13 protein-coding genes are annotated in these 13,459 nt (G+C 39.9%); 4 read left to right on the top strand and 9 right to left on the bottom strand.

The window, feature by feature from the left end; genetic code table 11:
• Positions 1 to 317 precede the first annotated feature (317 nt).
• From recG to asnC, 3 genes are read right to left on the bottom strand one after another with little or no spacing between them, the layout of a single operon-like run.
• Positions 318 to 2,399 (bottom strand): ATP-dependent DNA helicase RecG, encoded by a 2,082-nt coding sequence (gene recG / locus KZZ04_RS18315; RefSeq protein ID WP_219423660.1) that lies wholly within the window; start codon positions 2,397 to 2,399, stop codon positions 318 to 320.
• Positions 2,400 to 2,459: 60 nt separating this feature from the next.
• Positions 2,460 to 3,146: a tRNA (guanosine(18)-2'-O)-methyltransferase TrmH gene (gene trmH, locus KZZ04_RS18310; RefSeq protein ID WP_058405248.1), complete on the bottom strand. Its 687-nt coding sequence runs from the start codon at positions 3,144 to 3,146 to the stop codon at positions 2,460 to 2,462.
• 40 nt (positions 3,147 to 3,186) lie between these two features.
• Positions 3,187 to 3,645, bottom strand: a complete 459-nt coding sequence (asnC, locus tag KZZ04_RS18305) for a transcriptional regulator AsnC (protein WP_058405249.1) — start codon at positions 3,643 to 3,645, stop codon at positions 3,187 to 3,189.
• 197 nt (positions 3,646 to 3,842) lie between these two features.
• On the opposite strand from asnC, the gene asnA reads away from it, so the two are divergent.
• Positions 3,843 to 4,838, top strand: coding sequence for an aspartate--ammonia ligase (asnA, locus tag KZZ04_RS18300; protein ID WP_058405250.1), 996 nt, complete (start codon positions 3,843 to 3,845; stop codon positions 4,836 to 4,838).
• Positions 4,839 to 4,875: 37 nt separating this feature from the next.
• On the opposite strand, the gene KZZ04_RS18295 is transcribed toward asnA, so the two are convergent.
• From KZZ04_RS18295 to KZZ04_RS18270, 6 genes are all read right to left on the bottom strand, one after another.
• Positions 4,876 to 6,483 (bottom strand): DUF342 domain-containing protein, encoded by a 1,608-nt coding sequence (locus KZZ04_RS18295; RefSeq protein ID WP_058405251.1) that lies wholly within the window; start codon positions 6,481 to 6,483, stop codon positions 4,876 to 4,878.
• 156 nt (positions 6,484 to 6,639) lie between these two features.
• The gene (locus tag KZZ04_RS18290) at positions 6,640 to 7,032 is read right to left on the bottom strand and encodes a RidA family protein (RefSeq protein WP_058405252.1); all 393 of its coding nucleotides are present in this window, start codon (positions 7,030 to 7,032) and stop codon (positions 6,640 to 6,642) included.
• A 12-nt stretch (positions 7,033 to 7,044) separates the two neighbouring features.
• The gene (spoT, locus tag KZZ04_RS18285; RefSeq protein WP_058405253.1) at positions 7,045 to 9,150 is read right to left on the bottom strand and encodes a bifunctional GTP diphosphokinase/guanosine-3',5'-bis pyrophosphate 3'-pyrophosphohydrolase; all 2,106 of its coding nucleotides are present in this window, start codon (positions 9,148 to 9,150) and stop codon (positions 7,045 to 7,047) included.
• Positions 9,151 to 9,278: 128 nt separating this feature from the next.
• Positions 9,279 to 9,554 (bottom strand): DNA-directed RNA polymerase subunit omega, encoded by a 276-nt coding sequence (gene rpoZ, locus KZZ04_RS18280; RefSeq protein ID WP_006794742.1) that lies wholly within the window; start codon positions 9,552 to 9,554, stop codon positions 9,279 to 9,281.
• Between the two features lie 123 nt (positions 9,555 to 9,677).
• On the bottom strand, positions 9,678 to 10,298 hold the full coding sequence (gmk, locus tag KZZ04_RS18275; RefSeq protein WP_058405254.1) for a guanylate kinase: 621 nt from the start codon (positions 10,296 to 10,298) through the stop codon (positions 9,678 to 9,680).
• 118 nt (positions 10,299 to 10,416) lie between these two features.
• On the bottom strand, positions 10,417 to 11,277 hold the full coding sequence (locus KZZ04_RS18270) for a YicC/YloC family endoribonuclease (RefSeq protein WP_058405255.1): 861 nt from the start codon (positions 11,275 to 11,277) through the stop codon (positions 10,417 to 10,419).
• Positions 11,278 to 11,456: 179 nt separating this feature from the next.
• Between KZZ04_RS18270 and rph the strand changes: the two genes are divergently transcribed.
• The 3 genes from rph to KZZ04_RS18255 are packed head-to-tail and all read left to right on the top strand — an operon-like array spanning position 11,457 to position 13,275.
• Positions 11,457 to 12,170 carry a ribonuclease PH gene (gene rph, locus KZZ04_RS18265; RefSeq protein ID WP_058405256.1) on the top strand — a complete coding sequence of 238 codons (714 nt, stop codon included), beginning with the start codon at positions 11,457 to 11,459 and terminating at the stop codon, positions 12,168 to 12,170.
• Between the two features lie 19 nt (positions 12,171 to 12,189).
• The gene (gene pyrE, locus KZZ04_RS18260) at positions 12,190 to 12,834 is read left to right on the top strand and encodes an orotate phosphoribosyltransferase (protein WP_219423658.1); all 645 of its coding nucleotides are present in this window, start codon (positions 12,190 to 12,192) and stop codon (positions 12,832 to 12,834) included.
• 54 nt (positions 12,835 to 12,888) lie between these two features.
• Entirely contained in the window at positions 12,889 to 13,275 is a 387-nt protein-coding gene (locus KZZ04_RS18255; RefSeq protein WP_058405258.1) for a diacylglycerol kinase, read from the top strand.
• Positions 13,276 to 13,459: the final 184 nt, after the last annotated feature.

Genomic DNA, 13,459 nt, shown 5'->3' with positions numbered 1-13,459 from the left:
GTCTATAAAAAAGTATAATATTCAGCACTTTCTTCTCTAAAGCGCAGCGTCTCTTAAGCGAAGCGCCTCTTTGTGAACAGTGTTTTGACTATCGAATGCATTGAGCGATGATAGTGCAGCACTTCATTGTGACTCTCCACCGCGGTGGGTATCACAACATTCTACTGCGTAGCGCACCGACTTCAAATACAAGAAGGTGCTATTCATCAAAGGCGGTTATTTGTTACCTTTGAGACAAAAGGTAACAAGCGTATACCCATTAGTAGCAAAGTGTTAAAGCTAGAAGATGAGCTTCTACTTGTGAATATATAGTGGGGTTATGCTTGTGCATAGTTTGACTTGTTGCCCAACCAGCGTTGAATGAGTGGCTCTATATACTGCGGGTACTGATTTAACATCTGTTGTGCAATGGGTCTTACTTGATTCAGAGTTTGTTTATCCCGCGTTAAATCAGCAATCTTAAATTCTGCTAATCCTGTTTGCTTAGTTCCAAGTACTTCACCTGGGCCGCGTATTTCTAAATCACGCTCGGCTATAACAAAGCCATCGTTACTATCTCTGAGAACACCTAAGCGCTTTTGAGCGGTATGCGATAATGGTGCGTGGTATAAAAGTACACAATGAGAGGCAACACTACCGCGCCCTACACGCCCGCGTAACTGGTGTAATTGTGCTAGACCTAAACGTTCTGGGTTTTCAATAATAATTAGGCTTGCATTAGGCACGTCTACACCTACTTCAATTACTGTTGTTGCAACTAAAACATGTATTAAGCCCTTTTTAAAATCATTCATAATAGCTTGTTTTTCAGCGGGCTTCATTCGCCCATGCACTAAGCCAATATTTAAACTTGGCAGGGCATCTTTCAGTTGTAGGGCGCTATCTTCAGCAGCTTGGCATTGTAGTGCCTCTGATTCATCAATTAGTGTACAGACCCAATAAACTTGGCGGCCTTGTTCTTGGCAAGCTAATTTAACGCGAGCAATAATATCGTCTCGACGTGTGTCTGGAAGTGCTACTGTTGTGATAGGTGTACGCCCTGGTGGTAACTCATCAATAATAGATACTTCTAAGTCGGCATAAGCTGTCATCGCTAGAGTGCGCGGAATTGGAGTTGCAGTCATTACGAGTTGATGTGGGTAACAGCCATTAAACTGGCCCTTTTCTCTTAGTGTTAAACGTTGTTGAACACCGAACCGGTGTTGTTCATCAATAATTATGAGTACTAGGTTGTTAAACTTCACTTCACCTTGAAATAACGCATGTGTACCTACAATCATTTGTGCTTTGCCAGAGGCTATCTTTTCTAGTGTTTCTACGCGCTCTTTACCTTTTGTTTTGCCACCAAGCCATGCTACATCTATCCCCAATGGCTCAAACCATGAGGTAAAACTAATGCCATGTTGTTCTGCCAGTATTTCAGTGGGAGCCATCAAGGCGACTTGAAATCCTTGAGCTATTGCAGTTAATGCACTTAGTGCTGCAACTAAGGTTTTACCCGAGCCTACATCGCCTTGAACTAAACGCATCATAGGGTAAGGGTGTTGTAGGTCAGATTTAATTTCTGATACGACACGATTTTGTGCGTTTGTTGGGGCAAAAGTTAGTTGTGATAAAAATTGAGGCTCTAATTTATTCGTTGGGCTAAGAGATACCGCTTGTACCAGTTGACCTTGCTCTCTTACTTTTAATAGGCTTAGATTTTGTGCGAGTAATTCCTCAAATACTAAACGCTGCTGAGCAGGGTGCATTCCTTGCTCTAGTTCAATAACGTCGGTATTACTAGGTGGGCGGTGAAGCAACAGTAAGGCATCAGCTAGTGCAAGTTGAGAAGGTTGCCATTGCACGGGTAACAGTTCTTCAACAGAGTATTTATTTAGCAGATCTACAGCTTGTTCACTTAGCGCCCTAATCGATAATTGCTTTAAACCATCTGTTGTTGGGTACACTGGCGTTAATGTTGAAGCTGTTGGCTGCTCATTAGGTGTGTCACTTAAACTGTATTCTGGATGACTCATTTCAAAGCCCACTCGCCCGCGGCGAACTTCGCCGAAGCAGCGTATTATTTTGCCAGGGCTTAATGCATTTTTCTGAGCTGCACTGAAATTAAAAAACCGAAGTGTGAGCCTAGCAGTCCCGTCGTTTACTTGTACAACTAGCATCCGTCTTTTACCAAATGTGATTTGGCTTGTTTCTATTGTGGCTTCAATGCTGACGTGGCTATGTAATGATAGTTCGTTGATAGAATAAATACGGGTTCTATCTTCGTACCTAAGTGGTAAGTGAAAGAGCATATCTTGCACGCTTTTAATACCTAGCTTTAAAAGGCGCTCGGCCATTTTTGGTCCTACACCTTTAAGTTCTGTAATGGGGTATTGGCTTAAGCTAGGTTTAGACAATGTAGGCTCAAATCTTTTTATTTGTGAATGAGTTAAGTGTACTCACAGGCTTGCTAAGCATCAAGCATGTTTTAAAGCATGCCAAAATTCATCATCAGCAACTATTTCACCTTCCTCATCAAGTGGCGGATAGGGGAGTTTTTTTATACGGCATTGCTTGGCTATAACCGGGTGGTAGCCTTCAAAATACATAGGGTGTTTTATATCTTCGCTCAACATGTTACGGCTATATAGCCCTGCCTTTTCGCGTTGATGTTGTGCTTCAAATAAAATGAGTGCTGCAGCCACTGAAACATTAAGAGATTGCACCATACCTTGCATAGGAATAATTATGTTTTGATCTGCATGCTTAAGAGCTTGTGTAGAGATCCCTGTTTTTTCTTGCCCAACAATAATTGCTGTGGGTTTTGTGTAATCTATTTCTCTAAAATCAACAGCATCTTCACTCAAATGAGTTGCTAGTATTTGTACATCTGGGTTGTGCTGTCGCATCATTGCAGCTGCATCATCAATATTTTTATGCAGGTGTGTTTCTAGCCAATTTTTACTTCCACCAGATGTATTATTAGTCAGCCATTTTTGGTTTTCAGGCCATACAGCATGTACATGGTGACATCCTACTGCATCGGCGCTTCTTACAATAGCCGATAGGTTATGGTGTTTATGTACGTCTTCTAAACATACGGTTAAGTCGGTTTGGCGACGCGATAAGACGTCTTTAATTCGTTGATAGCGATTATGCTGCATGGTGATCCTCTTTTTTGTTAATTATACGAAATTTTATGAATTAAGGCATCACTGTACGGCTAATTGGGTTCTGTAACGAAATAAGCGTCTCGGTGGACTGAATGGCTTCTATCGCTTGAATTTTATTTATTAATACATCCTGTAAGTGGTCAATTGATTTAGCCATTACTTTAATAAAAATACTGTAATTACCGGTGGTGTAATAGGCTTCAACAACTTCTTCAAGTGCTTCGAGTTTAATAAGTGTTTCAGGGTAGTCGCGTGCATTATTTAAATTAATACCAATAAAGCAACAAACGTCATAGCCAAGTTGCTTTGTATTTATACTTAATTGGGTACCGGTGATAATTCCTGCTTGTTTTAATTTTTCTACACGCACGTGAATGGTGCCTGCACTTACGCCAAAACGTTTAGCTAATTCTGCATAAGCAATACGGGCATTTTCCATTAAAGCGTGAAGTATCTGTTTATCGAGATTATCGATTTGATAATTTTCCATTGTGTTTACTTATTTAAATTCGTGAATCTTCATTTTGTTGGGGTGTAAATTAAATTATTTTATGTATTAAAGCTATTTTTATTGTTGGTTGTTGAATTAAAAGTTCAAATCGTTACAGTAACCTCATTAATGACGCGCTTTAGGTGTGTTATTAAAAATAAACTAGGTAACAATAACTGGGAATGAGGCCAATTATTATGAGTTCAGACTATGTTCAGCAGCAGTTGCAAATAAGTAGCGTTAAGCAATTTTTTTCACGGCAACTAGAAAAACAGTTAGGGCTAGTCGAAGTTCAGGCACCTATTCTTGCAAAGGTAGGTGATGGCACACAAGATGATTTAAGCGGTCATGAAAATGCAGTGGCAGTGAATGTAAAAGCGATTACCGATAGCCAATATGAAGTTGTTCATTCGCTAGCAAAATGGAAACGTAAAACGCTGGGTAAGTATGGGTTTAGTTTAGGTGAAGGGCTTTATACTCAAATGAAGGCGCTGCGCCCAGATGAAGAGTCGCTAAGTCCTATTCACTCGGTTTATGTGGATCAATGGGATTGGGAAAAAGTCATTTGTGAATCAACAGAGCGTTCTTTAGCGACCCTTAAGCACACAGTTGCATCGATTTATGAAGGCATAAAAGAAACAGAACAATTTGTTAGCGAACACTTTTCGCTTAGCCCTTTTTTACCAAGCGATATTCAATTTGTGCATAGTGAAGAGCTACGTAAAATGTACCCTGATCTTACTGCCAAAAGTCGTGAAAAAGCAATTGCGAAAAAATACGGCGCTGTATTTTTAATTGGAATTGGCGGTCAATTAGGCGATGGTCAAATTCACGATGTAAGAGCGCCAGATTATGATGATTGGTCTACGCCAACAAGCGAACACGACATAGGGCTCAATGGTGATATTTTAGTATGGAACCCAATATTAGAAGACTCTTTTGAGATATCCTCTATGGGTATTCGCGTAAGCCCTGAAGTACTCAAAACTCAGTTAAATATTACAGGTGATAACCAGCGCCTGCAATTGGAGTGGCATGAGGCATTATTAAAAAGCCAGTTCCCACAAACTATTGGGGGTGGTATAGGGCAATCACGTTTGGCTATGTTATTGCTGCAAAAGGAACATATTGGACAAGTTCAAGTTGGAGTATGGTCAACACAAACACATGCAAGCGTTGAGGGTCTACTTTAATGAAAGATATAAGAGTGCTCTGATGAGCACTCTAGATTCACGATGTTTTAAACTCAACTTCTACTTTATTATTCATCAGTTTTATTGTGCAAGGTGGGTAGTTACGGTTTGTTTTTAACGCCTTATCAAAGATATGTATTTCCACACCTGAATGTAAAACTGTATTGACGATTAAGTTTGTATTTGTAAGTAATTCATGAAGGTTGTTCTCTAATGATGAGAGTTGCCTTTCATATTGCTCTGCTTGTTGGCAAAGGTGTAGTTGAGTTGCGCCAATTTTACTAATTAACTCATTTTTTTTCTCTGGATCTTTAAGCAGATCTGCTTTTTCTAGTGCTGGTTGTAGAGAGTCTAATTGCTGCTCTGTTTTAGCAAGCTCTTTAAAGCATTCGTCAGTTTCAGCTGTAATATCACCGCCGGAACGTGCTAAATTAATAACCATTTTAGCACCTGATTCGTTTCCTATTTCACCAGCAATAAGCGTTGTAGCATCTAAAATTTCACCACCAAATATCTTACCTTTAGGTAAATCTGGTTGGCCTACCTTTAGTGCATGGCGTGCCTTCATAATACAGTGGCTAGTTTGTCGTTCGATAAAAATATTTGCGGCTTCTATATAGCAATATTGAGAGTGGGATACATGAATATCACCTTCACATATAAGTTTACACGAAAGCGATTTATCGTCAGACTTTTGATGCCCAATAACGCCTTGCTTAACAGTAATATTGCCGCCGGCCGTTAACACACCAGATTCAACGGTACCAAATATTGTAATATCACCTTTGGCGGTTACTTTCATACCAGGATCAATATTACGGGTAACAATTACACTGCCTTCAAAGTCAATATGGCCGCTTTTAACGTTTACATCGGGAATAGTAAAAATATCGTCTACGCGCATTCCGTTAGTAATTTCAATAGGCACACCTGAAATGGTTGATACTAACTCCAGAGGGTTAAGTTTAGAAATTTCGGTACCTTCACCGGCAACAAGTTGTTTATTGTCCCCTGGTTTTGCCGGTAGTATATCGCCAAGAACAGTAAAGCCTTCTTTTCCTGGTGTTGCAGGTTGTTGTCGTATTAGAACTGCACCAGGCTCAACACTTGCCATCTTACCAAAGTCACGCATATCAACGCTGCCATCTTCTTTGAGCTTTGGGGTTTTTAAATGGTCTTTTAAAGTTCTTACTTTAGTAACCAGTTTAGTTGCCAAGCCATCGCTGGGCAGGCGGCCTTGCGCTAAAATACCTTGTACCACCTCACCTGCTTTAGCTGTAAATTGCTTTTGTAATAGTTGTTCTAAGTATGCTTGCTTATAACCACGAACTATACCCGCTTTGACTAGCTGTTTTTTTGCATCATCTAGGCTGAGTAAATCACCGCCTTGCGCGACGGTAAGCTCGCCAGTAGCCATCATTTTATCGTCACTGATGACGACCTCTAACTTTGCATTGTGTTTGGTCGCGACGACAAGTACTGGCTCAGCACTTTTATCTTTAAAGAATGCATTAATTGCGTCGTAATCAATTTTACAGTCGCAAAATTTAGACATTTCTATCGCTTCAATAACAAATGTAGCACTTGGAGGCGGGTGTTTACTGACATCGAGTAAAACATTCCCATTATGAGCAAGCTTAAACACAGCTAATCCTTTTTAACCACTAAAGTTATAGTAAATTAATGACATAGTTACAGAGTGATAGAAATTTAGGGCGGAGTCAAGATAGTAAGAATAACAATATAGTACAAAAAGAGGACAGGTGTGAGCTATAGAGTGGGTCTATAGCTCAGGAAAATATTAGTTAGTTGAAGGCAGTTCCATTATTCCGTCAATCTCAACTTGTACACCTTTTGGTAAAGCGCGAACACCAATTGCTGCACGTGCAGGGTATGGCTGCTTAAAGTACTGGCTCATCACGTCGTTAACTACCGCAAAGTTAGATAAATCGGTTAAATAAATATTTACTTTAACTAAGTCTTGAATTTTACCACCGGCTTCTTCACATACTGCTGTGATATTTTTAAATACTTGATGTGTTTGCTCACTAAAGTCTTCTGATATAACTTCCATAGTCTCAGGGATTAATGGAATTTGACCAGACAAGTATACTGCAGTGCCTACTTTAACTGCTTGGCTGTAAGTACCTATTGCTGCCGGTGCTTTTTCGGTAGATATAAATGCTTTGTTCATGTTTTTCCTATATTATTTTTTACGATAGACTTTTTGCACATCAGGCATCACACGAATTTTACGCATGATGTTGGCAACATGGACACGGTTTTTAACCGTGACTCCAAGGTCTATTACATATAAATTACTTTCTTTTTCGTCGGTCGCTATTTCAACAATGTTAGCTTGAGTTGTAGCAACCACATTGGTTAACTTAGCCAGCGCACCTTGATGATTAATAATCTCTACTCTTAGGGCTGCTATGTATTCTTTTTCAGGGTTATCATCCCATTTTACGACCAAGTATTTAGATCGCTCACTTTCCCAGCCACGAATGTTTTTACATTCTTGGCGATGAACGGTTAATCCTTTGCCTTGGCTTATATGTGCAGTAATTGCATCACCAGGTACAGGGCGACAGCATTTAGAGTAATTAACCAACATACCTTCTGTGCCAATAATGGTCGCTTTGGCTTGTTTAGTTATATCGGTTAAATCGTCAGAATCATTTTGCAATAAACGCTTGGCAATAAGTACGCTCATTAAGTTTCCAGCGCCAATTTCTACAAGCAATTCGAGCAAGGTTGAGAGCTGATGCTCTTCGAGAACGCGTGCAATATTTTCATCAGGAATACTATCTAACTTATTTTCGCCTAATGCAGAGTCGAGCAAACGCCGTCCAAGTAACATAGCTTCTTCATGGTGTTGGCTCTTAAGGTAATTACGAATACCTAAACGTGCTTTGCCCGTTACTATAAAGTTAAGCCAGGTTGCATTAGGGTGAGCGCCTGAGCTGGTGATCACTTCAATGGTTTGGCCAGTATCTAACGGTTTACTTAGCGGATAAGGTTTTCGATTAACACGCGCACCTACACAGGTATTACCTACATCGGTATGTACTGCATAGGCAAAATCGACCGCAGTGGCACCCATGGGTAGTTCAACAATTCGGCCATCTGGGGTAAATACGTAGATTTCTTCAGGGAATAATTCTGTTTTAACGTTTTCAATAAATTCAAACGACGAGCCCGCACTTTGTTGAAGTTCAAGCAAACTTTGCATCCATTGACGAGCACGTTGCTGAGACGTATTTCCTGCACCATCGCCTGCTTTTTTATACATCCAATGTGCTGCAACGCCTTTGTCGGCCATATGATCCATATCATGGGTTCGAATTTGTATTTCTACAGGAATACCATGAGGGCCAACAAGCGATGTATGTAACGATTGGTAACCATTTGTTTTAGGTACTGCAATATAATCTTTAAAGCGAGTTTCAATAGGTTTATATAAATTGTGCGCAACGCCTAACACGCGATAACACGTATCCATTGAATCAACGGCAATCCTAAAGGCATAAATATCCATTACTTCGTTAAATAGTAACTCCTTATTTAACATTTTTTTATAAATGCTATAAAGGTGTTTTTCGCGTCCAGATACCGTAGCAACAATACCTGACTCTTCTAGGCGAGCTTCTACTTCGGTTTGAATGTTGGAAATAACTTCTTTGCGATTTCCTCGCGCTTTAGCCACTTCTGACTTAAGTGCGCGATGGCGCATAGGGTATAATGCTTGAAAACCTAAGTCTTCAAGTTCATTTTTTATATCGTGAATACCCAAACGGTTTGCAATTGGTGCGTATATTTCAAGTGTTTCACGAGCGATTCGGCGACGTTTATCAGGACGAAGAGCGCCAAGGGTACGCATATTATGCGTTCTATCGGCAAGTTTGATTAAAATAACCCGAATATCCTGGGTCATTGCCATGATCATTTTACGATAGTTTTCAGCCTGAAACTCTTTTTTATCTTTAAAGCTAAGTTTATCAAGCTTACTTACACCTTCAACAAGCTCGGCAACGGTTTCACCAAAAATCTCAGCCAAATCTTGCTGACTAAAGTCGGTGTCTTCAATTACATCGTGCATTAATGCTGCCATGAGTGTTTCATGGTCAAGGTGCATTCCAGCTAAGATTTGAGTTACTTCAACAGGATGAGTAATGTAAGGCTCGCCGCTCGAGCGAGTTTGTCCTTCATGGGCCTCTCGTGCTACAACGTAAGATTTTTGTACCAGCTCTACTTCAGCAGCAGGTAAGTATTCAGAAATTTTCTTTTTTAGACCTTCAAAAAGATACATTCACACTCCAATGTTCTAGTGAAGCAAATTAGGTAACGTTAAGTTAAGAATATACGATGAAAAGAAAGGATTGCCAACGGCTATAGTAGAAATACTGTGCCGTTGGCTAAATCAGACCGGGAGGTCGATTATTGGTTGCCACCAACAATAGCAGCAACAGCAGCAAGTTCAGCTGCTTCTTGATGTTGTTGTTCTTCGCGATCAATTAAATCCATTGATGAACTATCAACAAGGTTTAATTCAATTTCACGTAAAGCAACAACGGTCGGTTTATCGTTCTCTGGGTCTACTAGTGGAGTTTTACCACCAACAGCAATTTGGCGGGCACGACGAGCCGCAACTAAAATTAAGTCAAAACGATTACCAACTGCATCTACTGCATCTTCAACTGTTACGCGAGCCATCTCAGCACTCCAAAAATAATTTAAAAGCAAAGGCGTAGTTTACTGCACGCAGGGACTTTCGCCAATAGGTAGTGGTCAATTTTTATCAGTTTTACTGATATGAGCTAATTAAATAACCTTAATTTACTTTAAAAGGTCATTTAGCAATTTTTTGTTACGTACTTCTTGAACACTTAATGTTAAACGCTGTGCCATAACAATCGTTTCTATATCATTCAGAGCAGTATCAAAATCATCATTAACAATAACAAAATCGTACTCGTTAAAATGAGATGTTTCAGATTGTGCTTTGGCCATACGAGATGCAATAATCTCTGCAGAGTCTTGACCACGGTTATTTAAGCGTTGTTCAAGTTCTGCTTTAGAAGGCGGTAGAATAAAAATAGTTTGTACACTTGGCATAATTTTACGAACTTGCTGCGCACCTTGCCAGTCTATGTCTAAAAATACATCTATGCCTGCATTAAGTTGCGACTCAATGGCTTGTTTTGATGTACCGTAATAGTTATCGAAAACTTGTGCCCATTCAAAAAAGTCATTTTTCTCAATCAGAGCTTTAAACTCATCGGTGGTCACAAAGTGATAGTGGACACTATTCTCCTCTCCAGGACGAGGTGAGCGAGTAGTATGCGATACCGATACTTTCATATCCGTATGTTTTTTGAGTAACGCATTAATTAAGCTAGACTTACCTGCACCTGATGGCGCTGATAAAATAAATAAGTTTCCGCGAGTTTGAGCCATGTTTTTCTCTATCAAAAAATAAACAGGCTTGAGTTACAAACATAACTCAAGCCTTTAACTACCTTATTGTACTTTATTTAGCTAATTGTGCTCAAGTGAGCTAAATGCACATTATGGATTATTCTATATTCTGGATCTGCTCACGCATTTGCTCGATCAAAACTTTAAGCTCAACAGCGGCATTTGTAATATCGCTATTAATAGACTTAGAGGCGAGGGTATTTGCTTCGCGGTTAAACTCTTGCATCATAAAGTCTAGACGTCGACCACATGCGCCGCCTTTTTTAAGAATTTTTTTAGTTTCTTTAACATGAGACTTTAAGCGGTCTAGTTCTTCAGCTACGTCTTGTTTTTGTGCTAGATAAATTAGTTCTTGCTCAAGACGAGACTCGTCAATATTTGTCGTTAAATCTTCTAATTTTTGTTCGAGCTTCTCACGTTGCCATTTAGTAATTTCTGGCATGTGAGTTTCTACTGTGTTTACTTGCTCTAGGATGGCATCAAGGCGAGTTGTTATCATTTCTTCTAAATTTGCGCCCTCATCACCCCGTGCTGATTTAAAGTCTTCAATTACTTCATCTAGCCCTGCAATCAGCGCTATGTTTACGCTGTCCATATCCAGTTCTTCGGCTTCCATTACGCCAGGCCAGCGCAAAATATCAACTGGGTTTATATCACCATTACTTTGCTGTTGAACCCATTTAGCACTGTTTATAAGTTGTTCAGCCAGTGCTTGATTGATTGATAACTCACCAACATGAGCTGGATTTGCAACAAACTTTAAAAATACTTCTACTTTACCGCGCTGTAAGTGTTTACGTAAGCGTTCACGAATAACAGGCTCCATCCCACGAAATTGCTCTGGTGCGCGAATAAAGGTTTCAAGGTAACGTTGGTTAACTGATCGAACTTCCCAAGTGCCAGTGCCCCAGTCGCCTTTTATCTCGCGACGCGCATAAGCTGTCATACTGTGGATCATGGATAGTTTCCTAAGTTTTATAATACATAATTAATTTTTATTATACCGAAACACTCTCCAACCTCTAGGGAAAATTTAAGTAGCTGAATGTTTTGCAACCAGGTATTTGTTAAATCAGCATGGTATCTGTACTCACATACACTTATAATGTGGCAAATTATGAATTAAGGGGATCGTCAATGCGTCCAAGCCAAAGAACACCAAACCAAATTAGACCTGTATCATTTACACGCAATTATACTTTGCATGCAGAAGGGTCTGTACTTGTTGAATTTGGTAACACCAAAGTACTTTGTACAGCTACGGTTGAATCGGGCGTTCCGCGTTTCATGAAAGGCCAAGGTAAGGGATGGATAAATGCTGAGTACGGGATGCTTCCAAGGTCAACACACACACGAAATGCTCGTGAAGCGTCTCGTGGCAAGCAAAGCGGCCGCACAATGGAAATCCAACGTTTGATTGCACGCGCACTTCGTGCTGCAGTTGATTTAAAAGCGCTTGGCGAAAACACGATTACTATTGACTGTGACGTTATTCAGGCTGACGGCGGAACACGCACAGCATCAATAAGTGGTGCCTGTGTTGCACTTGTTGATGCACTAACGCACATGCGCGCAAAAGGAATGATTAATTCAAACCCACTCAAACATATGATCGCTGCTATTTCAGTTGGCATTTATAAAGGCCAAGCTATAAGTGATTTAGAATACATTGAAGACTCAGCTGCTGAAACCGATATGAATGTAATTTTAACTGAAACGGGTAAAATTATTGAAGTTCAGGGGACTGCTGAGGGTGAACCGTTTTCGTTTGATGAACTTGATGAGTTACTTACATTAGCGAAGCACTCTATTCGTGAGATCATCGACGTTCAAAAGCAAGCATTAGCATAGATAGGCAGGCGGCAAACATATGAAAGATTACCAAAAAGAATTTATTGAATTTGCGCTAGAAAAGCAGGTATTAAAATTTGGTGAGTTTACTTTAAAGTCAGGACGAACTAGTCCTTACTTTTTTAATGCAGGGCTTTTTAATACTGGTCGTGATTTAGCGCGCTTGGGGCGCTTTTATGCTGCGGCTCTAGAAGATGCCGCAATAGAATACGAGGTCCTATTTGGTCCAGCTTATAAAGGTATTCCAATTGCTACAACTACAGCGGTTGCGTTGGCTGATCATTACAACAAAGATGTACCTTATTGTTTTAACCGAAAAGAGAAGAAAGCGCATGGTGAAGGCGGTACATTAGTAGGGTCTGAACTTAATGGCAAAATTATGTTAGTCGACGACGTGATTACTGCCGGTACTGCTATTCGTGAGTCCATGGAAATTATTGCAAATAACGGTGCAGACCTAAGTGGCGTATTAATAGCTTTAGATCGTCAAGAAAAAGGTAAAGCAGAGCTTTCTGCTATTCAAGAGGTCGAACGTGACTTTAATACGCAGGTAATCTCTATTGTTAAACTTGCTGATCTTATTAGCTACCTTGAAAACCAAGGAACAATGAGTGAGCACTTAGCAACAGTTAAAGCGTATCGCGATCAATACGGCGTAGCCTAAACATAAAGCCTCGCATTGCGGGGCTTTCTTTTGACCATATTAATGAGCTTATCAATGAAAGATGTATTAAAACCTAATGGTTTAGGATTCAAACGTGTTTTTAAAGCCACTTACTGTTCTTATCTTGGCTTTAAAGCAGCGTTTAAAGAAGAAGCTGCATTCAGACAAGAGCTACTGATCTGTATTATTCTTTTTCCTTTTTCATTTTGGCTAGCATCTTCATTACTTCATTGGGCAATTCTTATGTGCTCACTATTGGTGGTATTAATTGTTGAACTATTAAATTCAGCCATTGAAGCTCTCACTGATCGTGTTAGCACAGAGCTGCATGTCTTATCAGGCAGGGCAAAAGATATGGGTTCTGCTGCTGTTACGCTCTCACTGATGATCCTTGTGATCTTGTGGGGAGTGAGTTTGTATATGAAGTTCATAGGATCCTAGCCTACTGCATCAATGAAAAATTGATCATGCATGTTAATAAAATGAAAGTAATGTTGTTTTTTTAGTGTGTTTAGTTCAAATGCTCATCGAACAACATGTTTTTTCAAGTTTTCTTCAAAAAAGGGTTGATCTGTTTTAGGATCTCCCTATAATGCGACCCCACTGAGACGGCAGAGCAGGCAAC

This window comes from Pseudoalteromonas sp. CR1, assembly GCF_019392235.1.
GTDB lineage: Bacteria > Pseudomonadota > Gammaproteobacteria > Enterobacterales > Alteromonadaceae > Pseudoalteromonas.
Note: the sequence above shows the minus strand (reverse complement) of the source record. Positions and strands in the feature narration are given on the sequence as shown.

Coding starts and splice junctions, on each gene's coding strand:
- trmH (WP_058405248.1), bottom strand. CDS start 3,146: ATGCAGCATAATCGCTATCAACGAATTAAAGACGTCTTATCGCGTCGC.
- asnC (WP_058405249.1), bottom strand. CDS start 3,645: ATGGAAAATTATCAAATCGATAATCTCGATAAACAGATACTTCACGCT.
- asnA (WP_058405250.1), top strand. CDS start 3,843: ATGAGTTCAGACTATGTTCAGCAGCAGTTGCAAATAAGTAGCGTTAAG.
- KZZ04_RS18290 (WP_058405252.1), bottom strand. CDS start 7,032: ATGAACAAAGCATTTATATCTACCGAAAAAGCACCGGCAGCAATAGGT.
- spoT (WP_058405253.1), bottom strand. CDS start 9,150: ATGTATCTTTTTGAAGGTCTAAAAAAGAAAATTTCTGAATACTTACCT.
- rpoZ (WP_006794742.1), bottom strand. CDS start 9,554: ATGGCTCGCGTAACAGTTGAAGATGCAGTAGATGCAGTTGGTAATCGT.
- gmk (WP_058405254.1), bottom strand. CDS start 10,298: ATGGCTCAAACTCGCGGAAACTTATTTATTTTATCAGCGCCATCAGGT.
- KZZ04_RS18270 (WP_058405255.1), bottom strand. CDS start 11,277: ATGATCCACAGTATGACAGCTTATGCGCGTCGCGAGATAAAAGGCGAC.
- rph (WP_058405256.1), top strand. CDS start 11,457: ATGCGTCCAAGCCAAAGAACACCAAACCAAATTAGACCTGTATCATTT.
- pyrE (WP_219423658.1), top strand. CDS start 12,190: ATGAAAGATTACCAAAAAGAATTTATTGAATTTGCGCTAGAAAAGCAG.
- KZZ04_RS18255 (WP_058405258.1), top strand. CDS start 12,889: ATGAAAGATGTATTAAAACCTAATGGTTTAGGATTCAAACGTGTTTTT.